Raw genomic sequence first — 24,807 nt, forward strand, 5'->3', positions numbered from 1 at the left:
GACTGCCTTGCCGATTCAAGTCACCACCATGCCCTGCAGCCCACCTGTCGCCCGCCAAGCATTCCTCCATGGCGCCATCGCCATCATGCCCTTATCCCTGGCCGTAGCCCCCTGGGGCCTGCTCGCCGGTTCCATGGCCATCGAGGCCAACCTCAGCGCCTGGGAGGGCCAAGGGCTGTCGGCCATCGTTTTCGCAGGGGCCGCGCAATTGGTAGCGATCGGCATGCTCAAGGGCGGTGCCAACCTGTTCTCGATCCTGCTCACAACCTTGTTGCTGACTTCCCAACATTTGCTCTACGGCCTGAGCATGCGTCCGGTGCTGTCCGGCCAGCCGCTGCGCTGGCGCCTGGGGCTGGGCTTTCTGCTCACCGATGAATTCTTTGCCCTGACCAGCCGCTACGACCAACAGCAGTTCAACCGCTGGTACGCCCTGGGCGTCGGCCTGACGTTCTATGTGGCCTGGAATCTGTTCACCCTGGCCGGCATCCTGCTAGGCCAGAACATTCCACACCTGGACCAGCTGGGCCTGGACTTTTCCATCGTCCCACGTTCGTCGCGTTGATCGCACCGCTGGTGCGCAACCTGCCGACAGTGGTGTGCGTGGCGGTGTCGCTGTTGTGTTCGGTGCTGTTCAGCCACTGGCATTGGGAGACCGCTCTGGTCGCCGCCGGCCTGCTGGGCATGAGCGCCGGCTTCGCTTGCCAGAAACTCACCGGAGGCCGCTCATGACCTGGCTGCTGATCTTCGCCATGGGCCTTGTCGTGTTTCTTAACCGCTACGCTTTCCTGGAACCGCGCCTGCCCCTGCGCCTGAGCTCCAATGCCCGGCAATTCTTGGGCTTCGCCGTACCTGGCATGCTGACGGCCATCTGCGGGCCGATCATCTTCCTGCCTGGGCATCAACTGGACCTGAGCCTCACCAACCCCTACCTGCTCGGCTCACTGGTGGCCATCGCCCTGGTGCTGTTGACCCGCAGTGTGTTGCTGAGCATGCTGGTGAGCATGTTGATCTTCTTCCTCCTGCGCAGCTGGCTGGCATGAACACGCCCCCGCGCGAACAGACCCACCTCTGGCAAGCCCCGGCACTGGGCGATGTGGAAATGCTGCACGCGCGGTATTTCCAGCAACGCTTCGCCCCCCATGTGCATGAAGGCTACGTGTTCACTGTGATCGAGTCCGGCGCCCAGCGATTCTGGCATCGTGGCAGCGAGCACCTGGCACCGGTGGGCAGCATGGTGCTGATCAACCCGGACGAGTTGCACACCGGCGCCACGGCACACGAGGCAGGCTGGCGCTATCGTGGCTTCTACCCCGAGCACGAACGGGTCACCGGCGTGCTCGACGAGCTGGAGCTGGGTCGCCATGGCATGCCGCACTTCAAGGACAGCGTGATCCAGGACCCCGCCTTGGCCGCCCTGTTCAGCGAGTTGCATCGGCTGTCGGAGTCCGACGCAAGCGCCTTGGAACAACAGACCGCCTGGCGCCAGGCAGTCCTGGCGCTGGTACAACGCCATGGCCACGGCGCCGAGGCGCCCGCCCCCGGCAACGAACCGCGCGCTGTGGCCCGCGCCCGCGAACTGCTCGAAAGCCAGCTGGCCGACCCACCGTCGCTCGAAGCCTTGGCCGCAGCGGTCAACCTCTCCCCCTTCCACTTCGCCCGGGTGTTCCGCCAGGCCACCGGCCTGCCACCCCACGCCTGGCTCAAGCAGCGCCGCCTGTCCCGCGCCCGAGAGCTGCTCAAGAGCGGCCTCCCCGCCTCAGAAGTCGCCTTCACCCTGGGTTTTGCCGACCAGAGCCACCTCAGCAGGCAATTCAAGCAGGCCTATGGCGTGACGCCGGGGGCGTATCGGCAGGCGTGTCGGTTCGTTTAGCACCCGGTCACACAGTTCAAAAAGGCAGCTCCAATTGCAGGCGGGTCAATGCCTTGCGTCGCCCCCCAATAGCGCAACACAAGACGCACCGAGGTGTGTCGATTGAACCCTGGTGTAGAGCAGGCCGCCCAGCACGGTACCCGTGGCCAGCAGCGAGAAAACGTAGCCAACCGCCGCCTCCGAGGAGAACCACGCGCTCAAAACATTGTAAACAACATCTGCCCCACACCACTTCCTACAGACGCCTCGCACTCCGAACAAGACCCATATAGAGAGGATGAAGACCGTCTTACCCAAGCCGTGTATATATGCCATTCAATGGATAATGCAGTCGTTGTGCATCGCGCGAGACGTGAGGGTGATGCGCAGTGAGTACCTAGCCCCCACATCAGGCAGGAGCCCCACCCCCTGCTACACTGAAAGGGCTGAACGGAGGAACCTGCCATGTCCGATAGAGAGCTCACCACCCTCCTGACGCTGATGAACCAGCGCCAAGCCTGTCTGAGCAGTGCCTGCAAGGAGATTGCCGACTGGATCGACCGGCAGGGCGATGTGCCCGCGGCTGGCAAGATCCGCGCCAGCCTCAAGGCACTGGAGGCCGAAGACGCCCAGGTACGCAAGACCTTGACCTCGCTGACCATCGAGCGACCGTTGCCGAGGTTTCGTAGCTGAGCAGTATTTGTAATGTCGATCGGGGCGCTTTGGCGCCCCTTTTATGTAGCAAGGCCGCGCCCACACGGTGGGAGCGGCCTTGTGTCGCGTTGGGCTGCGCGACAGCCCATGCCACCGATCAGTGCATGTGCGCGTGATCATGCCCGGCTTCAGCCCCCAGCGGGCGAACCGGTGCCTGGATTTCCAGGGTCTGCTTTGTTCCCTTGGCATCTTCGATGGTCAGGGTCAGCGGCACCTGCTCGCCTTCCTTGACCTGCTGGGTCAGGCCCATGAGCATCACGTGGTAGCCGTTAGGATCGAGGGAGACCGCTTTACCGGCGGGCAGGTCGACGGCCTTGACCTCCCCCATGCTCATCACGTCGCCCTTCATGCTCATCTCGTGGATCTGCACGGTCTTGGCGACCGGCGAGGCCACGCTGAGCAGCTTGCTGTCGGTGTCGGCAGTCAGCGTCATGAACGCGCCAGTGGACTGCTGGTGCGGCACGCTGGCGCGAACCCAGGCATCACTCACGGTGGTCTGGGCCAGGGCCGGCAAGGCCAGGCCCATCATGGCCAGAACGGCCAGCGCACGTTTGGCAGGTTGCAGTGAAACAGCCATTAGCAAATCTCCATCAGGGTGACCAGGTCTTCGGCGCATTCCTTGGCGGTCAGGGAATGGCCAAGACTCAAGCGCAGAGTGCCACGCGTGTCATAGACGTAGCTGGTGGACGAATGAGAGACGGTGTAGGTATCGCCGGCGGGGACCTTCTCGTAGAACACCTTGAATTCCTTGGCCACCTCGGCGATTTCCTCGGGGCTGCCGGTCAGGGCGGTGAACGACGGGTCGAAGGCCTTGACGTAGGCATCGAGCACTTCTGGGGTATCACGCTCCGGGTCCAAGGTGATGAGCACCACCTGGAACAGGTCGCGGTCGCGGCCCCTGAGCAACTTCCTGATTTGCGCCGCGCGCGCCATGGCGGTCGGGCAGACAGCCGGGCACTGGGTGAAGCCGAAGAAGATCATCGGCATGGAGCCATAGAAGCTCGACAGGGTGCGCTCGTTGCCTTGGGTGTCCTTCAGGCGGAATTTGCGCCCGAGGATTTCGTTGCTCATGTTCTTGCCGTACTTGAACTCGAGCCCCCGGGCCGGGTTGCAACCGGCCAGCAGGCCAAGCCCCAGAACGCCCATCCCGGCGACGACAGCACGCCGGGTCAGTAAATCAGTCATGGAACCATCCTTTATAGGGAAGGTGCCGGCCCCTGGGATGGGCCGACGAAAAAACCGAGGCATTCTGGCATGACACCCCAGGGGCATCCACCCGACGAAGGAGGGATCGGCCTGCAGCCCTTGAAATCCGGGCTGCGGCCTGTTGTCGCAGGGCTTGATTCCGTAACACTTTGTTGCTAGGTGCAACATCTTGCAAAGAGAACGCTGAATGAACCCACGCCAGGCAGCATGGATCAGTAGTAGGCGTTTTCCTTGTTGCTGTGGTCGGTCACGTCACGCACACCCTTGAGCTCCGGGATACGCTCGAGCAGGGTGCGCTCGATGCCGTCCTTGAGGGTGACGTCGGCCTGGCCGCAGCCTTGGCAGCCGCCGCCGAACTGCAACACGGCGATGCCGTCATCGACCACATCCACCAGGCTCACGGCGCCGCCGTGGCTGGCCAGTCCCGGGTTGATCTCGGTCTGCAGGTAATAGTTGATGCGCTCGTTGAGCGGGCTGTCCTCGTTGACCATCGGCACCTTGGCGTTGGGTGCCTTGATGGTGAGCTGACCACCCATGCGATCGGTGGCGTAGTCGACCAGCGCGTCCTCCAGGAACGGCTCGCTGACCGCATCGATGTACGCGGTGAAGCTCTTCAGGCCCACGGCCGTGTCGTCGGGCTTCTCCTCGCCTGGTTTGCAGTAGGCAATGCAGGTTTCAGCGTACTGGGTACCCGGCTGGGTGATGAAAATGCGGATGCCGATGCCCGGGGTGTTCTGCTTGGACAGCAGATCGGCCAGGTAATCATGGGCGGCGTCGGTAATGGTTATAGCGCTCATGGAAGTTCCTCACAGACTTGTCGGCAAGTGTACGCCAACCTGGCCCCCGAACAAAGTCCTAGTATTTGACTCGGGAAAGCGCCAGCACCTGGGCTGGCTCCCTGTCTTCACGCAACCAGGCCTGCATACGCCGGTACAGGCCGCGCTCCAGCCAGTGGAAGCTGAGCCACGACATTAGTCCAATGGACAGCACGCAGACGGCAAACACCGCATAGGGATTCAAGCCCAGGCGCTGACTGGCGAACCAGCCGCCATAGAGCACCAGCACGTGAATCAAGTACACCGAATAGGAGCAGTCGCCCAGTGCCTTGAGCACCCGGTTGCCATGGAAATACGGCTCCAGTGCGACAAACGCCAACACTACCAACGCACTCGGCACGCCCCAGTGCAGCAGGCGCACGGAGGCATCCAGCTGATACAAGGCATACCCCGCCAACCCCAGTACCATCAGCGGCAACCACAGCCCTTCGCGCACCAGCCCGCGGCGGTACAGCACGCCAATGCCGATGCCCAGCAAGAACTCGTAGATGATGCCGTTGCTGTAGAAGCGGCTCAGTACGCCCATGCGTCCAAGCACCTCACTGACTATCAACAGAGCTGCGCTCACCAGCAACAGATGGTGTCGCCGTCGCACCAGGAAGGCCAGGCCGAACAACAGGTAGAAGAACATCTCGAAGTTCAGCGTCCAGCCGACGTTGAGTGTCGGATACAAGCCGTAGCCGCCGGGGTTCTCCGCCGGGATGAACAACAGTGACAGCAGCAGATGCTGCCCGTCGAACACTTGGTGCGGCATCCAGCGACTGGCCACCAGCAACAGCAAGGCCATCAGCAATGTGTAGAACCAATAGGCAGGAACGATGCGCAGCACCCGATTGAGCAGGAACTGCCCGGGCGCGATAGGTTTGTCGCGGGTCGAGAGGTATATCACCAGCCCGCTGATGACGAAGAAGATATCCACGCCCACGGCGCCTCGTTCGGCGAGCAGTCGGCCGATCGGCCCGGTAGCGTGGAAGTCGAAGAAGATCTGCATGAAGTGGTGGCAGACCACCACCCAGGCGGCGAATGCCCGGAGAGCCTGAAGCGAATACAGCATGCCGGTTCCTGCGGTTTTCGGTGCATTGAGGCCCCGATCGAACGCAGCGGCGCGCACTGCGCGCTCGTCGAAGCTAAACCCGCTTGCGCACGGCTTGCGGCGAAACCGTGGGAGCGGGTTTACCCGCCAAGGGCTGCCACGCAGCCCCCGCGATGGATCAGGACCACCCGGCAGGTCCGACCGCAACGTATCCGAAAAGGTCAGCCCGACCCGATCAAAGGTTCTCGTAGCGGTTCATGTCCAGCACACCCGCTTCCACAGGCTCGGTCTCCTTGATGAACGTGTTCAGGTCATGGAAGTAGCGCCAGAACTCAGGGTGGCTGCGGCGCACGCCCCAGCGCATGACGATCCGCTCGAACTTGGCCGTATCGTCGCGGGCAGCCTCCATATCCTCGACGAACTCCGGTACATCCTGGGTCGGGATGTTGAAGATGAAGTTCGGGTAGCTGCTGAGCACGCCCGGGTACAGGGTCAGCGTGTCCAGGCCTGGCTGGTAGCGATAGGCCTCGCCGAGCAGGAAGGCGACGTTGCTGTGGGCGCGGTTGCGCAACAGGCTGTAGACCTGGCGCTGGCCGCCCTGCCCTTCGATGCGCAGCAGGGTCGCCTCGGGCAACTGGTTGATCACCTTGAGCCCGGCAGCCGGGCGTGAGACCAGGCGGCTAAGACTCTGCTCGGCATCTTGGAACTCGGCGCTCATCTGCGGACGCGAGCAATGGGCACCAGTGCAGCGGTTGATCGGATCGGGCGCCGCGTTGAGGCTACCAGTGCGTTGCAGCAATTTGAGGCCGAAATCACGCTTGGGATTTGCCTCGTCCAGCTTCAGCGCACTTGGTGTACTGGTGTCGATGTCCTCGTAGTCGAGCCACATCTTTACCTTGCCGCTGTTCTGGTACCAGTCGCTCAGGATCGCGCCGCGCTGGTCGGCCGGCATCAGGCGCAGGAAGTTGATCTCGGCACCATTGCGGATCAGGTCGAAGTACAGGCGGGTCTGCAACTGGTGCGAGACGTTGCCGAATACATCGAAGTTCACCGCCAATTGATAGTAGGTGCGCTCGAACAGCGGGTAGTCGAACAACCAGGTGGTCAGCGGCACGTCGCCGATCAGGCCCTTGCTCACCGAAGCGCTGTCGAAGTGGCGGAAGATGGTCAGCAGCGCATTGTCATTGCCCGCCCACAGGGTCGACCAGCTCGGTGCAGGCATCTGGGCATAAGCTTCGCGACGCAGCTTCTCGTACTCGTTGCGCTTGTCGCGATAGGCATGCCACAGACTCAGCACACTGCCCACGTCGTCGATCTGCCCAGGCATCGCCAGCAGCGGTGTCGCCTTGCCGCGGTACTCGGCATCGGTGATGTAGCGGTCATGGGCCGGCTCCTGGAACAGCGCCCAGAAGTTGTCGCGAATCACATCGGTGGCGATCTGCCCACGACACACCGGGCCACGGATGAAGGTGCGCACGAAGTATTCGGCGTTGTCCAGCATGAACTGGTAGCGCGCCACCGCCGGGATCGCCTCGAAGGTCTCGAACGGGTTGGAGCGGTGGCGCGGGCCGTACCCCGGCAGTGACGTGGCGTGCCAGTCGCCGCTGTAGAACAGTTGCTTGACGCGCTTGAGCTTCTGCGGGCCCATCGGGTAGGTGATGTGTGTCTTGTGCACGATCACACCCTGTACCGGGATCAGGCGGTAATAGAAGTCAGTGCCGGGCGGGTCGTTGGGCCTGCGGGTGGCGATGATGTCCACCGGCTTGCCGCTTGGGGTGCGCGAACGCACCCACTGGAAGAAGTGCCCCGGCTCGCCCCCGGTGAAATAGACATGCGCCAGGAACAGATGCTCGTACAGCCAGCGGCCCACCAGGGCCTCGGTGGAACCCGGACGGTTGAGCAGCTCTTCCCATTCGGCGATCTGCCGGGACTCGATGGCGCTGGGCTGGATCGGCTGGTATTCGACCGGCGCACCGGCCGCCAGCCAGCGCTGCAGGGTCTGGTACTCGGCATCGGTGAGCCCGGTGACAGCTAGCGGCATCCCCTCCTTGGGGTGGGCACCGGCGTAGGCGTCGAACTCATGGGGCAATGGGCACATGTTGTTACGGTTGAGCCCCAAGACGATCTCCTCGGGCAGCTTGGCGTTGGGCGTCAGCGGCGTCTTGTGACCCAGCTCGAGCATACGTGCCATCAACGCGGCCTGGCTGCCCTGGTTGTCGAGCACCGAATAAAAGCCCATCTTGCGCCAGGCCTGCTCGTCGTGGGCGTCATAGAACAGCCGCGTGGTGGGCACCGCCTTGCTGCGCTCCCCCTGGTACACCGGCGTCTTGGAAGCACCGCGCACCGCACCTTCTGGGCTTTCCAGCTTGAGCTGGCAGGCCGCGTCGTTGCATGCATGGCAGGCCACGCACTTCTCAGTGAAGATCGGTTGAATGTCCCGGGTGTACGAAATCGCCGGGCTCGATTGAGGGGCTTGCCCGAACGCCACGCCGCTGATGAGCAGGGCGAAAGCGCCAGCAAGTAAACGATGCACCATGTGCCGAATGTCCTGATTCCTGAAAGCCATCACGATTGCCTGACCGGTCCTTGGGTGCTTTGGCGCGCTCACCAACATGAAGGAAATTCATGCAAATGGCCGGCACGCCTAAAATCCGTGCAGCTTTGTTATTATTCAGCACCTTCCGAAATTCGCCCGACCAGGTAGTTCCTATGTCCGACCGCAGCGCTCGTTTCCAAGCACTCCAGCAAGCACTCAAGGAGCGCATACTGATCCTCGACGGCGGCATGGGTACTATGATCCAAAGCTACCGCCTCGAGGAACACGACTATCGTGGCACGCGCTTCGCCGATTGGCCAAGCGACGTCAAGGGCAACAACGATTTACTGCTGCTCACCCGCCCCGATGTCATCGCCTCGATCGAGAAAGCCTACCTCGACGCCGGCGCCGACATCCTCGAGACCAACACCTTCAACGCCACGCAGATTTCCCAGGCCGACTACGGCATGGAAGCGCTGGTGTACGAGCTCAACGTCGAAGGCGCGCGCATCGCCCGCCAGGTGGCCGACGCCAAGACACTGGAAACCCCGGACAAGCCTCGCTTCGTCGCTGGCGTGCTCGGCCCTACCAGCCGCACCTGCTCGATCTCCCCGGACGTCAACGACCCGGGCTATCGCAACGTCACCTTCGACGAGCTGGTCGAAAACTACACCGAGGCCACCCGCGGCCTGATCGAAGGCGGCGCCGACCTGCTGCTGATCGAGACCATCTTCGACACCCTCAACGCCAAAGCGGCGATCTTCGCCGTGCAGCAAGTGTTCGAGGAAGACGGCGTCGAATTGCCGATCATGATCTCCGGCACCATCACCGACGCCTCCGGCCGTACCCTGTCGGGCCAGACCACCGAGGCGTTCTGGAACTCGGTGCGCCACGCCAAGCCAATCTCCGTAGGCCTGAACTGCGCCCTGGGCGCCAAGGACCTGCGCCCCTACCTTGAAGAGCTGGCCACCAAGGCCGACACCCACGTCTCGGCCCACCCCAACGCCGGCCTGCCCAACGCCTTCGGCGAGTACGACGAAACCCCGGCTGAAATGGCCGCGGTGGTCGAGGAATTCGCCGCCAGTGGTTTTCTCAACATCATCGGCGGTTGCTGCGGCACCACCCCGCCGCACATCCAGGCCATCGCCGAGGCCGTGGCCAAGTACAAACCACGCGAAATTCCGGACATCCCCAAGGCCTGCCGCCTGTCGGGTCTGGAGCCGTTCACCATCGATCGCCAGTCGCTGTTCGTCAACGTGGGCGAACGCACCAACATCACCGGTTCCGCCAAGTTCGCCCGCCTGATCCGCGAGGAGAACTACACCGAAGCACTGGAAGTGGCCCTGCAGCAGGTCGAGGCCGGCGCGCAGGTGATCGACATCAACATGGACGAAGGCATGCTCGATTCGAAGGCTGCCATGGTCCGCTTCCTCAACCTGATCGCGGGCGAGCCGGATATCTCCCGGGTGCCGATCATGATCGACTCCTCCAAGTGGGAGGTAATCGAAGCGGGCCTCAAGTGCATCCAGGGCAAGGGCATCGTCAACTCGATCTCCATGAAAGAAGGCGTCGAGCAATTCAAGCACCATGCCCGCCTGTGCAAGCGCTACGGCGCCGCCGTGGTGGTGATGGCCTTCGACGAGGTCGGCCAGGCCGACACCGCCGCGCGCAAGAAGGAAATCTGCCAGCGCAGCTACGACATCCTGGTCAATGAAGTGGGCTTCCCGCCGGAAGACATCATCTTCGACCCGAACATCTTTGCCGTGGCCACCGGCATCGAGGAACACAACAACTATGCCGTGGACTTCATCGAAGCCTGCGCCTACATCCGCGACCATCTGCCATTCGCCCTGTCGAGCGGCGGCGTGTCCAACGTGTCGTTCTCCTTCCGCGGCAACAACCCGGTGCGCGAGGCGATCCACTCGGTATTCCTCTACCACGCCATCAAGAACGGCCTGACCATGGGCATCGTCAACGCCGGCCAACTGGAAATCTACGACGAGATCCCGGCGGCGCTGCGCGAGAAGGTCGAGGACGTGGTGCTCAACCGCACCCCGCACGGCACCGACGCACTGCTGGCGATTGCCGACGACTACAAGGGCGGCGGCGCGACCAAGGAAGTGGAAAACGAACAGTGGCGCACGCTGCCGGTGGAAAAACGCCTGGAGCACGCGCTGGTCAAAGGCATCACCGCCTTCATCGTCGAGGATACCGAGGAGTGCCGCCAACAGTGCGCGCGCCCCATCGAGGTCATCGAAGGGCCGCTGATGAGCGGCATGAACGTAGTTGGCGACCTGTTCGGTGCCGGCAAGATGTTCCTGCCTCAGGTGGTCAAGTCCGCCCGAGTGATGAAGCAAGCCGTGGCCCACCTGATCCCGTTCATCGAAGCCGAGAAAGGCGATACCCCCGAGGCCAAGGGCAAGATCCTCATGGCCACGGTCAAGGGCGACGTGCACGACATCGGCAAGAACATCGTCGGCGTGGTGCTTGGCTGCAACGGTTATGACATCGTCGACCTGGGCGTGATGGTGCCAGCGGAGAAGATCCTGCAGACCGCCCGAGAGCAGAAATGCGACATCATCGGCCTCTCCGGCCTGATCACCCCGTCGCTGGACGAAATGGTCCACGTCGCCCGCGAAATGCAGCGCCAAGGCTTCGAGCTGCCGCTGATGATCGGCGGTGCCACCACCTCCAAGGCCCATACGGCGGTCAAGATCGAACCCAAGTACTCCAACGACGCGGTGGTCTACGTCACCGACGCCTCGCGTGCGGTGGGCGTGGCCACTCAGCTACTGTCGAAGGAACTAAAGCCGGCCTTCGTCGAGAAGACCCGCCAAGAATACGTGGAAGTCCGTGAGCGCACCGCCAACCGCAGCGCCCGCACCGAGCGCCTGGGCTACGACCAGGCCATCGCCGCCAAGCCTCAGTATGACTGGGCCGGCTACACCCCAGCGGTGCCCTCCTTCACGGGCGTCAAGGTGCTCGAGGACATCGACCTGCGCGTACTGGCCGAATACATCGACTGGACGCCGTTCTTCATTTCCTGGGACCTGGCCGGCAAATTCCCGCGTATCCTCACCGACGAAGTGGTCGGCGAGGCCGCTACCTCGCTGTACAACGATGCCCGCGAGATGCTCGACAAGCTGATCGACGAAAAGCTCATCAGTGCCCGTGCGGTCTTCGGCTTCTGGCCGGCCAACCAGGTCGAGCATGACGACATCGAGGTCTACGGCGACAACGGCGAGAAGCTCGCCACTCTGCACCACCTGCGTCAGCAGACCATCAAGCCGGACGGCAAGCCGAACTTCTCCCTGGCCGACTTCGTCGCGCCCAAGGACAGTGGCGTGACCGATTACGTCGGCGGTTTCATCACCACCGCCGGTATCGGTGCCGAGGAAGTGGCCAAGGCCTACCAGGACAAAGGCGACGACTACAACTCGATCATGGTCAAGGCCCTGGCCGATCGCCTGGCCGAAGCCTGCGCCGAGTGGCTGCACGAGCAGGTCCGCAAGCAGTACTGGGGTTATGCCAAGGACGAACACCTGGACAACGAAGCGCTGATCAAGGAGCAGTACAGCGGTATTCGCCCTGCTCCGGGTTATCCGGCCTGTCCGGACCACACCGAGAAAGCCACGCTGTTCCGTCTGCTCGACGGCACAGCCATCGGCGAGACCGGGCCGAGCGGTGTGTTCCTTACCGAACACTTCGCCATGTTCCCGGCAGCGGCGGTCAGCGGCTGGTACTTCGCTCACCCGCAGGCGCAGTACTTCGCCGTGGGCAAGGTGGACAAAGACCAGATCGAGCGCTACAGCGCGCGCAAGGGCCAGGACATCAGCGTCAGCGAGCGCTGGTTGGCACCGAACCTCGGTTACGAGAGCTGATCTGCTAGGCGGCCGCGCTGCGGCACTCTCGCGGGTAAACCCGCTCCCATAGGGTTCACAGTGATCCTTGTGGGAGCGGGTTTACCCGCGAAGACCTGCGCAGCGTCCACAGGCCTGTCTACACTGTCGTGTGATTGTCTCTGTTTTCAGGAGCCCTTCATGGATGACAACGACCCCGGCAAACCGCCCACCTTCTGGCAGATGCTTCACAGCATCCTCGCCGCCGCCTTCGGCGTGCAGAGCGGCAAGAACCGCGCGCGCGACTTCACCCATGGCAAGGCCAGTCACTTCATCGCACTGGGCACCTTGTTCACCCTGGTGTTCATCCTCGCACTGATCGGCCTGGTGCAATTGGCCATGCACCTGACCGCCCGCTAGAACGCAAGCCGCCCGCGGATATCCCTTCCGCGGGCGGTTCCGGTTTGCTCAAGGTCTGAAGATCGGCGCTATTGGTGGCTGACCCAATACACGGCGGCCACGACGACCAGGACGATCAGGCAGAGGATCGCCCAGGCGTCGACAGTGCTGTCAGCTTTGCGCAACTTGGTCGAGTTTCCCATTGCATTGCCTCTTGTAGTGGTTATGGGAATGCACTTCAACCAGCAGTTAAGCCCAGCAATGGCCTTCTCTCAAGCAAGGTCTTTCAATAGTCGACAGGCTTGGCCAAAAACGGATAACGAAAACCTTCCGGTCGCCCTTCTGCGCTGTAGCGCAGAAAATCCACCCCCATGTCGTCGCAGCTTTCAAGCAACTTGAGCCAGCGGCGGGCCTTGGCCTGGTCGAAGGACTGCAACACCGGCATCGTGTGCGCTTGCAGACCATCACGATTGATCGCCAGCCCCAAGGCATCGTCATGCAACATCACCATGGCCCAGCCGCCCAAAGTGAAATGCCCGCCCATCAGCACACTCAGACGCCCATCGATTCGCGCGCGCAGCGCTTCGGGAGAGCTGTTGATGGCGCCGAAGATCACATCACGCCCAGGCGTGCGTCCCTTCTCTTCAAATGCCTGCATGGCACCGAAAGCCATCTCGTCGTTGGCAGACCACACCAACTGCGTATCCGGATAGCGCTCTGCCAGCAACTGGGCCTGTTCATAGGCGCGCTTGCGACTCCAGCCGCCATAGACCACCTGGCGCAGGCGCACCTGGGGGAAGTCCGCCAGGGCTTGGCGCATGCCTTGCTCGCGCAATTGGGAGGCCGGGGTGGTCTTGACCCCGGCGAACGCCACCAGGTCCACCGGTCCCGGACCTGGCGGCAGCATGGCAACCATCAGCCGCAGCATCTGGTAGCCCGTCTGCTCGTCGTTGGCAGTCAGGGTGCCCAGCACCTGCGCATAGCGGTCCGGCTGAGCCTGAATGCTGCGCGCCTGGGTTTCGGTCAGGCCGTTGTTGACCAGGAACAACTTGACGCCAAGCCCCTGTGCCAGGCGGATGATTTCCGGGGCCAGGTATTGCTCGTTGACCAAGACCAGGTAGTCCGGGCGCTGGGGCCCGGTCAGCACCGCGCGGGCCTGGGCCAGCGCCAGGTCCGTGCGCCGCTCGCTGTATTCGATGCGCAAGTCCATGCCGAGCTCCTGCGCGGCCGCCTGCATGAAGCGCGAGTAGCCGACCCAGAAAGCCTCATGGGAAAAGCCCGGGTTGAGGAACACCACGGAGGCGGCCTGCGCGTTCGCTGCTGCCAGGAGCAAGCTCAGCGACAGGGCCTGGCACAAGGCCTTGAGCATTCGATGACATCCGTTGCGAAACAAACGCGCGAGTATAAACGGACGGGGCCTGAAGGCGGGCAAATGCCAGTGGATCTCACTTAGTCCTATTGGTTCTTTTCATATGCAAAAACATCACTTTAGCGCATAAACACAACCTGATATCGTGCTCCGGCTCCGAAGCGGAGTGCGCGGCCGTGCGCGCGAATAGCTGCCTGCAGCCTGAGACAGGACTTATATGTACGTATACGACGAGTACGACCAGCGGATCATCGAGGACCGCGTCAAGCAGTTCCGGGATCAGACCCGCCGCTACCTGGCCGGTGAGCTGAGCGAAGAAGAATTCCGCCCTCTGCGCCTGCAGAACGGCCTGTATATCCAACGTTTTGCGCCCATGCTGCGTGTCGCAGTGCCCTATGGCCAGCTGAACGCACGCCAAGTCCGCGTACTGGCGAAGATCGCCCGTGACTACGACAAGGGCTACGCCCACATCAGTACCCGCCAGAACGTCCAGTACAACTGGCCGGCACTCGAGGACATTCCGGACATCCTGGCAGAGCTGGCCACCGTGCAGATGCACGCGATCCAGACCAGCGGCAACTGCCTGCGCAACACCACCACCGACCAATTCGCCGGCGTCGCCGCCGATGAAGTGATCGACCCACGCCCGTGGTGCGAAATCGTCCGCCAGTGGACCACCTTCCACCCGGAATTCGCCTACCTGCCGCGCAAGTTCAAGATCGCCATCAACGGCTCGAAGGAAGACCGCGCCGCCATCGAAGTCCACGATATCGGCCTGGAGCCGGTGTACAACGAGGCCGGTGAGCTGGGCTTCCGTGTACTGGTCGGCGGCGGCCTGGGCCGTACTCCTGTGGTCGGCTCGTTCATCAATGAATTCCTGCCCTGGCAAGACCTGATCAGCTACCTGGACGCCATCCTGCGCGTGTACAACCGTTACGGCCGCCGTGACAACAAGTACAAGGCGCGGATCAAGATCCTGGTCAAGGCCCTGACCCCGGAAGTGTTCGCCGAGAAGGTCGAGGCCGAGATGGCCCACCTGCGTGGCGGCCCGACCACCCTGACCGAAGCCGAGTTGCAGCGCGTGTCGCGCCACTTCGTCGACCCGGCCTACCTGGCCCTGGACAACGTCGACTACGCCTCGCTGGACGAGCAATACCCAGGCTTCGCCCGCTGGCGCTCACGCAACACCCGCGCCCACAAGAAGCCCGGCTATGTCGCTGTCACCCTGTCGCTCAAGCCCACCGGCGTTGCCCCGGGCGATATCAGCGACAAGCAGCTCGACGCCGTGGCCGACCTTGCCGAGCGTTACAGCTTCGGCTTCCTGCGCACCTCCCACGAGCAGAACATCATCCTGGCCGACGTCGAGCAGCGCCAACTGCACGCCCTCTGGCTGGAGCTGCGCGAACAGGGCTTCGCCACGCCGAACGTCGGCCTTTTGACCGACATCATCTGCTGCCCGGGCGGCGACTACTGCTCGCTGGCCAACGCCAAGTCGATCCCGATCGCCGAATCCATCCAGCGCCGCTTCGACGACCTGGACTACCTGTTCGACATCGGCGAGATCGACCTGAACATCTCCGGTTGCATGAACGCCTGTGGTCACCACCACGTTGGCCACATCGGCATCCTCGGTGTGGACAAGAAAGGCGAAGAGTTCTACCAGGTCTCCCTGGGTGGAAACGCCGCGCGCGATGCGAGCCTGGGCAAGATCCTCGGTCCCTCCTTCGCCCAGGACGAAATGGCCGATGTGATCGAGAAGCTGATCGACGTGTACGTGGAACAGCGTACCGAAGACGAGCGCTTCATCGACACCTACCAGCGTATTGGCATCGACCCCTTCAAGGAACGCGTCTATGCAGCGAATCATTAAAAACAACCAACTGGTCGACGAAACCTGGCACCTGCTGCCCAAAGGCACCTCGTTCGACGAGCTGACCAACTGCGACGACTACATCGTCCCGCTGCAAATGTGGCGTGACCACGCCCATGCCCTCAAGGCACGCGACGGCGGCCTGGGTGTATGGCTGGACAGCGACGAAGAAGCCGAAGAGATCGGCGAAGACGTGGATGCCTTCCAGGTCATCGCCTTGAACTTCCCGGCCTTCACCGACGGGCGCAACTACTCCAACGCGCGCCTGCTACGGGACCGCTACAAGTTCAAAGGCGAGCTGCGCGCCATTGGCGACGTGCTGCGCGACCAGCTGTTCTATATGGCCCGCTGCGGTTTCGACGCCTTCGCCATCCGCGCGGACAAGGACCCAGAAGACGCGCTGCAGAGCCTGAAGGACTTCTCGGTGACCTACCAGGGCGCCACCGACGAGCCGCTGCCGCTGTTCCGCCGCCGCTGATCGTCACAGCCAGCACCGACCGGCCCGCCCTTTGGCGGGCCGTGTCGTTTTCGCCCATTGCCCCTGCCTCACGCACGCGCCACCGGCCATTGATGATTTGAAGTCAAATGACCTTGGTTCACCGGCGTCTTAATCAATCTTCGGTAAATCCGCACACTGGTCTCACTCGATCGATTCCGGGCCACACTATCTCTGGGTTCGATCCTTGCCACACTTACCAGGAGCAGATCAATGAGCATTCCCTCTTTCGGCCTCGGCACCTTCCGCCTCACCGGTCAAGCCGTCATCGACTCGGTCAAGTCCGCCCTCGAGCTGGGCTACCGCGTCATCGATACCGCGCAGATCTACGGCAACGAAGCCGACGTGGGCCAGGCGATCTTCGAGAGCGGCGTACCGCGTGACGAGCTGTTCATCACCACCAAGATCTGGGTCGACAACTATGCCGCCGACAAGCTGATCCCGAGCCTGCGCGAGAGCCTGGCGAAGCTGCGCACCGATCATGTCGACCTGCTGCTGATCCACTGGCCAGCCCCCGGCAACGGCGTCGAACTGCGCGAATACATGACCGCCCTGGCCGACGCCAAGAAGCAAGGCCTGACGCGTCAGATCGGCGTCTCCAACTTCAACATCGAACTGACCCGCCAGGCCATCGAGGTGGTCGGCAAGGGCGAGATCGCCACCAACCAGATCGAACTCAGCCCGTACCTGCAGAACACCAAGCTCGCAGCATTCCTCAAGGAGCAAGGCATCACCGTCACGTCCTACATGACCCTGGCCTACGGCAAGGTGCTCAAGGACCCTGTGCTGGCCGACATCGCCGCCAAGCACAAGGCGACCGTCGCACAAGTCGCGCTGGCCTGGGCGATGCAGCTGGGCTATGCGGTCATCCCCTCCTCCACCAAGCCCGAGAACCTGGCCAGCAACCTGCTTGCCCGAGACCTGCGCCTGGACGACGAGGACATGGCGCGCATCGCCAAGCTCGAGCGCAACGGACGCGAGGTCAGCCCTGACGGCCTGGCGCCGATCTGGGACTGAGCCACGGCAAACGTCTACCGATGCAAAAACAAAGGGCTGTTACGCAGCCCTTTCGTTCATCCCGCGCAAGAGTTTCTACTGAAGACGCGCCGAATAGGCCGTACGCAGGTCACCCGCCCAGCCATCGAGCACTGCCTTGACGTTGTGCGCGGTCAAGACCTGCTTGTCATTGTCCAGCGGTACACCCGTGCCCTTGCGCACCAGCTCGGCGACGACCGCGCCGGTTTCGCCGTCCTCGAAGGACACCTCGGTGGCGATCTCGCTGTCCTGGTCGCGTATCCCCGTCGCCGCACTCACGCCAGCGGCCACCAGCGTGACCGGCAGCCACTCATAGAAGCGCAGGCCTTGGGTGGAGGTGGCGATCCGGGTGATGGCAGGCCTGACGACCAACGTGTCCGGGCCAGGCTTGGAGGCCAGGGGGACGACTTTTCCCAACTCCAGCCTCAGCGCCGCATCGTAGTAGCCGGTGACGTTGATCAAAGTGCTGCGGGGGATCCGCTCGGTCGGCTCAGGCCGCGGATAGAACTGGCTCGGTTCCAGGTACACCTGTTTGTAGCGACCGGTCTTGAGCGCCGGGCTGACCCAGCTCGACACCTGCTGGCCCGAGGGTGATTGGTGCGGCGCCAACTGGCTGTAGTCCTTCAGAAACCCTGTGTACATCTTGGGGCTGACGGTCTTGCTGCTGCATGCCGACAAGCTCAGGGTGGCCGCCAGCACCAGCGGCAGCGAGCGATGCTTTTTCATCAATCAAAGGTCCTTGTTCTGCTCGATGGCCGGCGCCGCTCAGGCGTGGCCGTGGGTGTCCGGGGTGTTGTCCGAGCATTCGATGTGCAACTGGCCATGGGTCATGATCCAGTGGATGAAATCGGCCGTGGGGATCGAGTGGACGTATTGCACCCAATGTCCGCTGTCCGGGCTGTAGCGCTCGAAATAGCGACGCAGGACGATGCGCTCTTGATCCTCGGCCACGCCCAGGCAGGACTGCTGGAACAGAATCGGTGCATCCTGCCCTGGCGCGGTGGTGCGTTGGGCCAGGATCAACGGGCGTGCAGCCGCGCCCTGATCGGTGGTGTACCTGTTGCTCAAATCCTTCATGCAAGCCCCCAAAAACGAAGGCGTGCAAAGTACCCAAGGCGTTTTGCCAGAGGATGTCCGCTTGATGTCAGGCCTGAAGGAATGTTGCTCGATTGAAATAAATGACCCAAGCAGCAGAATGGTTTTAGATACCGCCCTTTCTAGCCCTGGACCCTGTGAACGTGAGCCGATTGCTGATCGTCGACGACGACGTGGAAATCCTGACCCTGCTGAAGAAATTCTTCGTTCAGCACGCCTATGAGGTGGACGTCGCAGCCGACGGCGAGGCCATGTGGGCGGCGATTGCGGCGCAGCGGCCCGACACCGTGATCCTCGACCTGATGCTGCCCGGGGAAAACGGCCTGAGCCTGTGCCAGAAGGTCCATGCCCAGACCGGTATTCCGATCATCATGCTCACCGCCATGGCCGAGCTGAGCGATCGCATCGTGGGCCTGGAGCTCGGTGCGGACGACTACCTGACCAAACCCTTTGCACCGCGCGAGTTGCTCGCCCGGGTTCGCGCGCTGCAGCGACGCATCGGCCAGCCAAACCTCCCGGCAGGCGAACCGACACGGCCGGTCATCCACTTTGCAGGTTGGCACCTGGATATCACCTGCCGCGAATTGCGCTCCTCCGAGGGCGTGATGGTGCCCTTGTCCGGTGGCGAGTTCGACTTGCTGGTGGTGTTTCTCGAACACCCCCAGCGCATCCTCACCCGCGAGCAGTTGATCGACCTGGCCCACGGCCAGGGCCATGAGGCGTTCGACCGCAGCATCGACGTGCAGGTCAGCCGCCTGCGGCGCAAGATCGAGCCGGACAGCAAACGCCCCGAACTGATCCGCACGGTGCGCAACGGTGGCTACCTGTTCACGGCCAAGGTCACCCGCTCATGATCGAGCCACTGCTGCGTCGCGACACCCTCAGGCGCCGCATCGCCCTGACCATCGTCGCCGCGATGCTCGCCTCGCTGGCCCTCAACGCCCTGTTCGTCCAGGTCGCCGGCACCTGGGCGCGCCCGCCCATCGAACGCACCGGCCTGCTGGAGCAGATCGCCTCGACCACCCGGGTGATCGAAGCTGCGCCTGCGCCGCTGCGAGCGCAATTGGCAAGCGCCGCCAGCAACCCCATGCTGCGGGTGGCCTGGAATGCGCAGCGCGCCGACTTCCAGCTGCCCAGCGACGGCGCACGGCTCGATGCAGGCCAGGTGCCGGTGCTGCACCGATTGCTGGGCGATGGCCGGGAAATCGACATCTTCACCCCCGACGACTGGCCCGGCGATAGCCCTCAGGCCCGTTACGTGGCGCTGGTTCAGCTTCAGGACCGCAGCTGGCTGTCCTTCACCCCGCCCGAACGCAGCTGGGGCTTGCGCGCTAACGTGCGCATCGCCGTGATCATCGCCCTCGGCCTGGTGGCCACCCTGCTGGTGGCCTGGATCGCCACGCGCCAGCTGGCAGGTCCCTTGCAGCGCTTCGCCAGCGCGGCGCGGCGCTTCGGCGATGACCTGCGCGCCCCGCCCATCGAGGTGCAAGGCCCCGAGGAAATCCGCCAGGCGATCATCGCCTTCAATACCATGCAGGCGCAGATCCAGCATTTCGTCGCAGAACGCACCCACATGCTCGCCTCGATCTCCCACGACCTGCGCGCCCCGCTCACACGCATGCGCCTGCGCAGCGAGTTCATGGAAGACCTGGATCACCAGCGCAAGCTCATTCGCGATGTCGAGGAAATGCAGTCGATGATCAACGCCGCTTTGGCGTTCTTTCGCGAAGACACCCAGCGCGAGCCCAGCACCGCGTTCGATCTCTCCGAGCTTTTGCACACCATCGTCGACGACTACCGCGACCAGGACATCGCCGTCGACTTCACGGGCCCCGCCCACCTGGTGCACTTGGGGCGTCCGCTGGGCATCAAGCGGGTGGTCGTCAACCTGCTGGAAAACGCCCTCAAGTACGGACGAAACCCGGCCATTACCCTGACCCAGGACGATCAGGCGGTGCGCATCGATGTCAGCGACGAAGGGCCAGGGATTCCCGAGGCCGCGCTGGAGCAGGTGTTCGCCCCGTTCTTTCGCCTGGAGGCCTCGCGCAACCGTGACACCGGTGGCGTTGGCCTGGGGCTTTCGGCGGCGCGGGCGATCGTTCGCGAACAGGGCGGCGAGCTGACCCTGCGCAATCGCGACAGCGGCGGATTGCTGGCGCAGGTGGTGCTTCCCGTGCGCCGCTGAACTGCGTGCTGCTCAGCGCCTGCTCAAGGCCAGACGCGCGGCGAAGGCAACGAAGATCAGCCCGGTGGTGCGGTCCATCCATTGGATCACCGGGCCCCGGCGCAGCACCGTCGCCAGCGGCTGGGTCGCGGCGATCAGGGCGCTCGCCCAGAGCAGCCCCAGCACCACATGGATCCCGACCAGGCCGAAGGTCCAGGCCACCAGCGGCTCGCCTTGGGGGATGAACTGAGGCAAGAAGGACACATAGAAGATGCCGACCTTGGGGTTGAGCAGGTTGCCCATCATGCCCTTGAGAAACCAGTTGGCCACAGGCCTGGCCTGTTCGCCGGCAGCCGAAAAGGCCTGGCGCGGGCGCAACAGCATGTTCAGCCCCAGGTAAGCCAGGTAGGCCGCGCCGCAGTATTTCAGCAGGTTGTAGGCCAGCTCCGAGACCGCAATCAGGGCCCCGAGCCCGAATGCCACCGCAGCGCCCCAAAGCAGGCAGCCTGCGTTGATGCCCAAGGCGGCGCGCATGGCTTGGGTGCGGCTCTCCACCGTGGCTGTACGCAAAATCAATGCGGTGTCCAGGCCCGGCGTGAGGGTCAGCACCGTGGCGGCGAAGGTGAAGGCGATCAGGTTGTCGACGACGGGCATGGGGCGAGGCCTGTGCAGGTGCAAGTGGGCACGTTAGCAGGCCAGTCAGCCCCCGCACAGCCCCGTCACAGGACGCGCTCGAACTTTTCCGCGCTGCGCTTGGCGCCGCCACTCCAGCGCATCGAGACGAAGCGGACGGCTTTGTTCCAGGCATAAGCCACAGCGATCCCGCCGACGATGGCCAGAACCACATCGAGCCCCGGCACATCGCCCAGACGGCGCGCGACGGACTGGAACTGGTAGTGGGTCAGGTAGATGAACAGCGTCGAGGATGCGATCAAGGCAGCCCCACGGGCAATGAGGTCAGGCAGGGGAACGGCGCGCCACCAAATCATCGTCAGCACCGCCGGGATGGCCACATCGACGTATTGGCTGAAGTCCACCCCATGCGCCAGCACATCCACCACACGCTGCCCGCCCAGCACGAGCACCACCACCGCGCTGGCCAGCCATTTCTGCGGCGTGGTCCGGGCAAAATGAATCGCCATGCCCAGCACCAGGACCGCAAGGTAATGCTGGGGCACGCGGTTGTAGAGCGCACTTGCATCGAAGATATAGGCATCGATCAACAGGCCCGCCACGGCCGCCGCGCAGGCACCGGCCAGCAGCACGCGAAACGGCGCCGCCATGATCAGCGCCCTGACCCGGGCGAACGACAGCACCACCGCCATGATCGCCAGCATCTGCACCAGCAGCTCGATGTACCAATACGAAAAACCTCCGGTGACCGCTGGCGGGTACCAGTTCGCGATCAGCAAGAAAGCCTGCCAGTGCACGTTGCCGAACACGACCTGGGTCAACAGCGTATAGAGCAGGGTCGGCACCACGATGACGGCGATCGAGCGAATCAGCGTGCGCACGCTGCCATAGTCGTCGATGGCCTTGAGTTGAAACCGCGCCAGGGCAAGCCCGGACACCGCGAACAACACCGACGTTTCGCCCACGATCGGCCAACCCGAGCCACCGTGAAAATGCCCGATGACGATCAGCAGGATCGACAGCACCCGCAAAAGCACCGGGATCTCCACGGCGCGGATCATAGGCCTGGCCGCTGGCCGCGTGGCACTTAGCTGACACAGCTCATGGATCGGCTTGAGCTCCCATTGCGCCGGTAGCGGGCCGATAAGCGTCTCCAGCACCATCGAGGCCTGGACGAACGACAGTGAATCGCCGCCCAGTTCGACGAATGACAGGTTCGGGTCGATCTCAGGCGTCTGCAGGATTTCTGACCAGGCGCTGACCAGCTTTTGCGCCACCGGCGACAGCACCTGGTTTGCCTGCACGGTGCTCGCCTCGATGTCGCCGCGCAGCGCCTGCAAGGCACGCTTGTCGACCTTGCCGTTCGGCGTGATCGGAATCGCCTGGAGCATCACGAACAACGCCGGCACCATGTAGTCCGGCAATTGGCTGGCAGCGTACTCGCGCAGCGCCTGGGAGGACGTCGCATCGTTGGCAACACAATAGGCCACCAGCTTGGTGCTGGGGCCTTCGGTGTCGGCCAGCACCACGCATTGCCTGAGCTGCGGGTGCTGGGCCAACACCGCTTCGATCTCCGCCAGTTCGATCCGGTGCCCACGTATCTTGACCTGGCTGTCTCCACGGCCAAGGAACGTGACGCTGCCGTCGGCACCGTAACTGCCCAGGTCACCGGTGCGGTAGCACAGGTCGTCTTCGGCCTGGGTGAAGGGGTTGGGCACATAGCGTTGGCGGGTCTGGACCGTATCGCCCCAGTACCCCTGGGACAGATAGGGGCTGCGGATCAGGATCTCGCCAACCTGCCCTTGCCCGGCCAGTTGGTTAGCGTCATCCACGACCAGCAGCTGCGCGCCATCGATGCCTTTGCCCAGGGGGATCCTGCTGTGGTCGGCGCCCGGATCGATCCGGTGGTACGCCATGGCCTGGGGCGTTTCGGTGGTGCCGTAGAAGTTGACGCAGCAGGCGTTGGGCGCGATTTCGCGTATTTGCCCATACAGGGCGCTGCCCAGCGCTTCGCCGCCCCAGAACAGGTAGCGCAGCGCATCGAGCCTGATGCCGCCGAGCCTGGCGCCGGTCTCGATCAGCTTGCCCAGGGGCGGTGTGAGGTGAACCACCGAGACCGCCTGGGCCTGCAGCCAGGCCGCCAGTGCAGTCGGGTCGATCACTGTGGTCTGTGCAGGGATCGCAACCCTGGCACCGATGGACAGCGGCGTGAACACATCCCGGTACACCGGGTCATGGCCCAGCCCGGAGAGCAGCGAGAAGCAGTCTTCTTGGGAAAATCCATGCTGGCGAACATGCCAGCCGATGAAGTGCACCAATGGCGCGTGGGTCGTCACCACGCCCTTGGGCTCGCCAGTGCTGCCGGACGTAAAGGTGATATAGGCCGGTTGATCAGGATCGACCAACGGCAACTGCTGTTGATGATGATGGGCAAAGCGCGCCAGGGCCTCACCTGCCGGCTCAGGCACCCGTTCCACCCGAATGGACGCGTCGTCGAGTTCAAGCTGCGCCGCCCCGGCCAACAAGACGAAGGCAGGTTGCAGCGTATGCAGGATCTGAGCGATACGCGCCTTCGGGTAGGCCGTGTCGGCCACCGTGAAGATCGCGCCCGCCCGCGAGGCACCGAGCATGGCGTAGACCAGCCCCGCGCACCGGCTCGAAACGATCACGACGCGATCGCCTTGATGCACCCCGCTTTCGATCAGCAACGCTGCAATACCCCGGCTGATCGCCTCAAGCTCAAGAAAAGTACAGATGCCATGCTCGGAAACAATGGCAGGCGCCTGCGGCGAGCGCTGAGCCTGCTGCAAAAAGTCCATGAAGATCGGCTGCCCAGCATCGTGGGCCAAGGGAAGACGCGGGTTCGGACGGACATCCTGCATTTGCTTGTCTACTCCGTAAGCCAAACGAGTGACGTCGTCCTGACAACGTTGATTCGTGGTCTGGGCATCAAAGAAAGCGATAAATGGCGCAGGCCCCGTTGCTTGAACGGTAGTGCACAGTGGCCATAGATGCCAACCAGAGGCTTGCAGGTCGTGCATTCGCTTTGGGCCGTGCCCTGTAAAGCTGTTAGCCTTGGCGGGCGAAGGTTGCAATGGACAGGCTATGACCAACCACAAGATCGAGATCCGTCGACGCAACGTCGAAAAGATCCTGCAGGCCGCCGAAAAGGTATTTGCCGAAAAAGGCTACGCCGGCACCTCCATGGGCGATATCGCCGAGCAAGCCGAACTGCCCCGCTCCAACCTGCACTACTACTTCAGCACCAAGGACGAGCTGTACCAGGCAGTGCTGCGCGATCTGCTGGAAGTGTGGAAGCAGGACGCCCTGTGCTTCGAGCGCTTCGAGGATCCGCGGGTGGTACTGACCAGCTACATTCGCGCAAAGATGGGTCATTCGCGCTCGCGGCCGCTGGGCTCGAAAGTCTGGGCCGAAGAGATCCTGCATGGCGCGCCCCTGCTCGGCGCCAGCCTGGACGACGACTTGGTGCCCTGGGCGCTGATGAAGGAAGCCAAGATCCGACGCTGGGTGGAGGAAAAACGTATCCTGCCGGTGGAGCCTTCGGCACTGCTGTACATGATCTGGGCCGCGACCCAGCACTACGCCGACTTCGGCTATCAGGTGACGCTGCTCAATGGCGGCGAGCCGCTGTCAGACCCGGCCTTCGAGCGGGCCGTGCAGACCGTGACCTGCGTGATCCTGCGCGGCATCGGCCTGGAGCCCTGATCCCATT

The 24,807-nt window shown here is 63.2% G+C and carries 21 protein-coding genes and 2 pseudogenes; 12 read left to right on the forward strand and 11 right to left on the reverse strand.

Annotation, left to right across the window (positions count from 1 at the left end; genetic code table 11):
- Positions 1–28: 28 nt before the first annotated feature.
- From R6G97_RS14055 to R6G97_RS14065, 3 genes and pseudogenes are all read left to right on the forward strand, one after another.
- Positions 29–729 (forward strand): annotated as a pseudogene (locus tag R6G97_RS14055) (AzlC family ABC transporter permease).
- Positions 726–1,040 (forward strand): AzlD domain-containing protein, encoded by a 315-nt coding sequence (locus R6G97_RS14060; protein ID WP_043206906.1) that lies wholly within the window; start codon positions 726–728, stop codon positions 1,038–1,040. The pseudogene R6G97_RS14055 and the gene R6G97_RS14060 overlap by 4 nt, the downstream one beginning before the upstream one ends.
- Positions 1,037–1,870: an AraC family transcriptional regulator gene (locus tag R6G97_RS14065; protein WP_317847115.1), complete on the forward strand. Its 834-nt coding sequence runs from the start codon at positions 1,037–1,039 to the stop codon at positions 1,868–1,870. The genes R6G97_RS14060 and R6G97_RS14065 overlap by 4 nt, the downstream gene beginning before the upstream one ends.
- 65 nt (positions 1,871–1,935) lie before the next feature.
- Here R6G97_RS14065 and R6G97_RS14070 read toward each other — a convergent pair.
- Positions 1,936–2,059: pseudogene (locus tag R6G97_RS14070) on the reverse strand (MFS transporter); the annotation flags it as partial.
- Positions 2,060–2,314: 255 nt separating this feature from the next.
- Here R6G97_RS14070 and R6G97_RS14075 point away from each other — a divergent pair.
- Positions 2,315–2,542: a hypothetical protein gene (locus tag R6G97_RS14075; protein WP_043206911.1), complete on the forward strand. Its 228-nt coding sequence runs from the start codon at positions 2,315–2,317 to the stop codon at positions 2,540–2,542.
- Positions 2,543–2,660: 118 nt separating this feature from the next.
- Here the strand turns inward: R6G97_RS14075 and R6G97_RS14080 are convergent, their stop codons facing one another.
- The 5 genes from R6G97_RS14080 to R6G97_RS14100 form a co-directional block, all read right to left on the reverse strand.
- A complete protein-coding gene (locus tag R6G97_RS14080; RefSeq protein WP_070571594.1) occupies positions 2,661–3,140 on the reverse strand; it encodes a copper chaperone PCu(A)C in 480 nt (159 codons plus the stop codon).
- Positions 3,140–3,748, reverse strand: coding sequence for an SCO family protein (locus R6G97_RS14085; protein ID WP_317847116.1), 609 nt, complete (start codon positions 3,746–3,748; stop codon positions 3,140–3,142). The genes R6G97_RS14080 and R6G97_RS14085 overlap by 1 nt, the downstream gene beginning before the upstream one ends.
- A gap of 233 nt (positions 3,749–3,981) precedes the next feature.
- A complete protein-coding gene (nfuA, locus tag R6G97_RS14090; RefSeq protein WP_043206916.1) occupies positions 3,982–4,566 on the reverse strand; it encodes a Fe-S biogenesis protein NfuA in 585 nt (194 codons plus the stop codon).
- A 58-nt stretch (positions 4,567–4,624) separates the two neighbouring features.
- Positions 4,625–5,659 carry an acyltransferase family protein gene (locus R6G97_RS14095; RefSeq protein ID WP_182815340.1) on the reverse strand — a complete coding sequence of 345 codons (1,035 nt, stop codon included), beginning with the start codon at positions 5,657–5,659 and terminating at the stop codon, positions 4,625–4,627.
- Positions 5,660–5,873: 214 nt separating this feature from the next.
- On the reverse strand, positions 5,874–8,174 hold the full coding sequence (locus tag R6G97_RS14100) for a fatty acid cis/trans isomerase (RefSeq protein ID WP_043206919.1): 2,301 nt from the start codon (positions 8,172–8,174) through the stop codon (positions 5,874–5,876).
- A gap of 173 nt (positions 8,175–8,347) precedes the next feature.
- On the opposite strand from R6G97_RS14100, the gene metH reads away from it, so the two are divergent.
- Both metH and R6G97_RS14110 read left to right on the forward strand, forming a co-directional pair.
- Positions 8,348–12,055, forward strand: coding sequence for a methionine synthase (gene metH / locus R6G97_RS14105; protein ID WP_090344815.1), 3,708 nt, complete (start codon positions 8,348–8,350; stop codon positions 12,053–12,055).
- Between the two features lie 159 nt (positions 12,056–12,214).
- Positions 12,215–12,433 carry a DUF2970 domain-containing protein gene (locus R6G97_RS14110; RefSeq protein ID WP_043206924.1) on the forward strand — a complete coding sequence of 73 codons (219 nt, stop codon included), beginning with the start codon at positions 12,215–12,217 and terminating at the stop codon, positions 12,431–12,433.
- A 265-nt stretch (positions 12,434–12,698) separates the two neighbouring features.
- Here the strand turns inward: R6G97_RS14110 and R6G97_RS14115 are convergent, their stop codons facing one another.
- Positions 12,699–13,781 carry an ABC transporter substrate-binding protein gene (locus tag R6G97_RS14115; protein WP_317847117.1) on the reverse strand — a complete coding sequence of 361 codons (1,083 nt, stop codon included), beginning with the start codon at positions 13,779–13,781 and terminating at the stop codon, positions 12,699–12,701.
- A gap of 217 nt (positions 13,782–13,998) precedes the next feature.
- Between R6G97_RS14115 and R6G97_RS14120 the strand changes: the two genes are divergently transcribed.
- The 3 genes from R6G97_RS14120 (at position 13,999) to dkgB (ending at position 17,164) form a co-directional block, all read left to right on the forward strand.
- On the forward strand, positions 13,999–15,651 hold the full coding sequence (locus tag R6G97_RS14120; RefSeq protein WP_043206929.1) for a nitrite/sulfite reductase: 1,653 nt from the start codon (positions 13,999–14,001) through the stop codon (positions 15,649–15,651).
- Positions 15,635–16,129, forward strand: a complete 495-nt coding sequence (locus R6G97_RS14125; RefSeq protein ID WP_070571600.1) for a DUF934 domain-containing protein — start codon at positions 15,635–15,637, stop codon at positions 16,127–16,129. The genes R6G97_RS14120 and R6G97_RS14125 overlap by 17 nt, the downstream gene beginning before the upstream one ends.
- A gap of 231 nt (positions 16,130–16,360) precedes the next feature.
- A complete protein-coding gene (gene dkgB, locus R6G97_RS14130) occupies positions 16,361–17,164 on the forward strand; it encodes a 2,5-didehydrogluconate reductase DkgB (protein ID WP_043206934.1) in 804 nt (267 codons plus the stop codon).
- Positions 17,165–17,239: 75 nt separating this feature from the next.
- Here the strand turns inward: dkgB and R6G97_RS14135 are convergent, their stop codons facing one another.
- Entirely contained in the window at positions 17,240–17,908 is a 669-nt protein-coding gene (locus tag R6G97_RS14135) for a DUF3313 domain-containing protein (RefSeq protein ID WP_043206936.1), read from the reverse strand.
- Positions 17,909–17,947: 39 nt separating this feature from the next.
- Positions 17,948–18,259 carry a hypothetical protein gene (locus tag R6G97_RS14140; RefSeq protein WP_090344813.1) on the reverse strand — a complete coding sequence of 104 codons (312 nt, stop codon included), beginning with the start codon at positions 18,257–18,259 and terminating at the stop codon, positions 17,948–17,950.
- 146 nt (positions 18,260–18,405) lie between these two features.
- Between R6G97_RS14140 and R6G97_RS14145 the strand changes: the two genes are divergently transcribed.
- Together R6G97_RS14145 and R6G97_RS14150 are read left to right on the forward strand one after the other, a co-directional pair.
- Complete coding sequence (locus R6G97_RS14145; RefSeq protein WP_043206941.1) at positions 18,406–19,131, forward strand: response regulator; 726 nt, start codon at positions 18,406–18,408, stop codon at positions 19,129–19,131.
- Positions 19,128–20,462, forward strand: coding sequence for an ATP-binding protein (locus tag R6G97_RS14150; protein ID WP_148921643.1), 1,335 nt, complete (start codon positions 19,128–19,130; stop codon positions 20,460–20,462). The genes R6G97_RS14145 and R6G97_RS14150 overlap by 4 nt, the downstream gene beginning before the upstream one ends.
- Positions 20,463–20,474: 12 nt before the next feature.
- On the opposite strand, the gene R6G97_RS14155 is transcribed toward R6G97_RS14150, so the two are convergent.
- Both R6G97_RS14155 and R6G97_RS14160 read right to left on the reverse strand, forming a co-directional pair.
- Entirely contained in the window at positions 20,475–21,095 is a 621-nt protein-coding gene (locus R6G97_RS14155) for a LysE family translocator (RefSeq protein ID WP_182815346.1), read from the reverse strand.
- A 65-nt stretch (positions 21,096–21,160) separates the two neighbouring features.
- Positions 21,161–23,956 carry an amino acid adenylation domain-containing protein gene (locus tag R6G97_RS14160; RefSeq protein ID WP_317847118.1) on the reverse strand — a complete coding sequence of 932 codons (2,796 nt, stop codon included), beginning with the start codon at positions 23,954–23,956 and terminating at the stop codon, positions 21,161–21,163.
- A gap of 223 nt (positions 23,957–24,179) precedes the next feature.
- Between R6G97_RS14160 and R6G97_RS14165 the strand changes: the two genes are divergently transcribed.
- Positions 24,180–24,800 carry a TetR/AcrR family transcriptional regulator gene (locus tag R6G97_RS14165; protein ID WP_043206947.1) on the forward strand — a complete coding sequence of 207 codons (621 nt, stop codon included), beginning with the start codon at positions 24,180–24,182 and terminating at the stop codon, positions 24,798–24,800.
- The last annotated feature ends 7 nt before the right edge of the window (positions 24,801–24,807 follow it).

This window comes from Pseudomonas sp. HTZ2, from assembly GCF_033173945.1.
Lineage (GTDB): Bacteria > Pseudomonadota > Gammaproteobacteria > Pseudomonadales > Pseudomonadaceae > Aquipseudomonas > Aquipseudomonas guariconensis.

Excerpts from the sequence above, each read along its gene's own strand:
- R6G97_RS14060 (WP_043206906.1), top strand. The coding sequence starts at position 726 with ATGACCTGGCTGCTGATCTTCGCCATGGGCCTTGTCGTGTTTCTTAAC.
- R6G97_RS14065 (WP_317847115.1), top strand. The coding sequence starts at position 1,037 with ATGAACACGCCCCCGCGCGAACAGACCCACCTCTGGCAAGCCCCGGCA.
- R6G97_RS14075 (WP_043206911.1), top strand. The coding sequence starts at position 2,315 with ATGTCCGATAGAGAGCTCACCACCCTCCTGACGCTGATGAACCAGCGC.
- R6G97_RS14080 (WP_070571594.1), bottom strand. The coding sequence starts at position 3,140 with ATGGCTGTTTCACTGCAACCTGCCAAACGTGCGCTGGCCGTTCTGGCC.
- R6G97_RS14085 (WP_317847116.1), bottom strand. The coding sequence starts at position 3,748 with ATGACTGATTTACTGACCCGGCGTGCTGTCGTCGCCGGGATGGGCGTT.
- nfuA (WP_043206916.1), bottom strand. The coding sequence starts at position 4,566 with ATGAGCGCTATAACCATTACCGACGCCGCCCATGATTACCTGGCCGAT.
- R6G97_RS14095 (WP_182815340.1), bottom strand. The coding sequence starts at position 5,659 with ATGCTGTATTCGCTTCAGGCTCTCCGGGCATTCGCCGCCTGGGTGGTG.
- R6G97_RS14100 (WP_043206919.1), bottom strand. The coding sequence starts at position 8,174 with ATGGTGCATCGTTTACTTGCTGGCGCTTTCGCCCTGCTCATCAGCGGC.
- metH (WP_090344815.1), top strand. The coding sequence starts at position 8,348 with ATGTCCGACCGCAGCGCTCGTTTCCAAGCACTCCAGCAAGCACTCAAG.
- R6G97_RS14110 (WP_043206924.1), top strand. The coding sequence starts at position 12,215 with ATGGATGACAACGACCCCGGCAAACCGCCCACCTTCTGGCAGATGCTT.
- R6G97_RS14115 (WP_317847117.1), bottom strand. The coding sequence starts at position 13,781 with ATGCTCAAGGCCTTGTGCCAGGCCCTGTCGCTGAGCTTGCTCCTGGCA.
- R6G97_RS14120 (WP_043206929.1), top strand. The coding sequence starts at position 13,999 with ATGTACGTATACGACGAGTACGACCAGCGGATCATCGAGGACCGCGTC.
- R6G97_RS14125 (WP_070571600.1), top strand. The coding sequence starts at position 15,635 with ATGCAGCGAATCATTAAAAACAACCAACTGGTCGACGAAACCTGGCAC.
- dkgB (WP_043206934.1), top strand. The coding sequence starts at position 16,361 with ATGAGCATTCCCTCTTTCGGCCTCGGCACCTTCCGCCTCACCGGTCAA.
- R6G97_RS14135 (WP_043206936.1), bottom strand. The coding sequence starts at position 17,908 with ATGAAAAAGCATCGCTCGCTGCCGCTGGTGCTGGCGGCCACCCTGAGC.
- R6G97_RS14140 (WP_090344813.1), bottom strand. The coding sequence starts at position 18,259 with ATGAAGGATTTGAGCAACAGGTACACCACCGATCAGGGCGCGGCTGCA.
- R6G97_RS14150 (WP_148921643.1), top strand. The coding sequence starts at position 19,128 with ATGATCGAGCCACTGCTGCGTCGCGACACCCTCAGGCGCCGCATCGCC.
- R6G97_RS14155 (WP_182815346.1), bottom strand. The coding sequence starts at position 21,095 with ATGCCCGTCGTCGACAACCTGATCGCCTTCACCTTCGCCGCCACGGTG.
- R6G97_RS14160 (WP_317847118.1), bottom strand. The coding sequence starts at position 23,956 with ATGCAGGATGTCCGTCCGAACCCGCGTCTTCCCTTGGCCCACGATGCT.
- R6G97_RS14165 (WP_043206947.1), top strand. The coding sequence starts at position 24,180 with ATGACCAACCACAAGATCGAGATCCGTCGACGCAACGTCGAAAAGATC.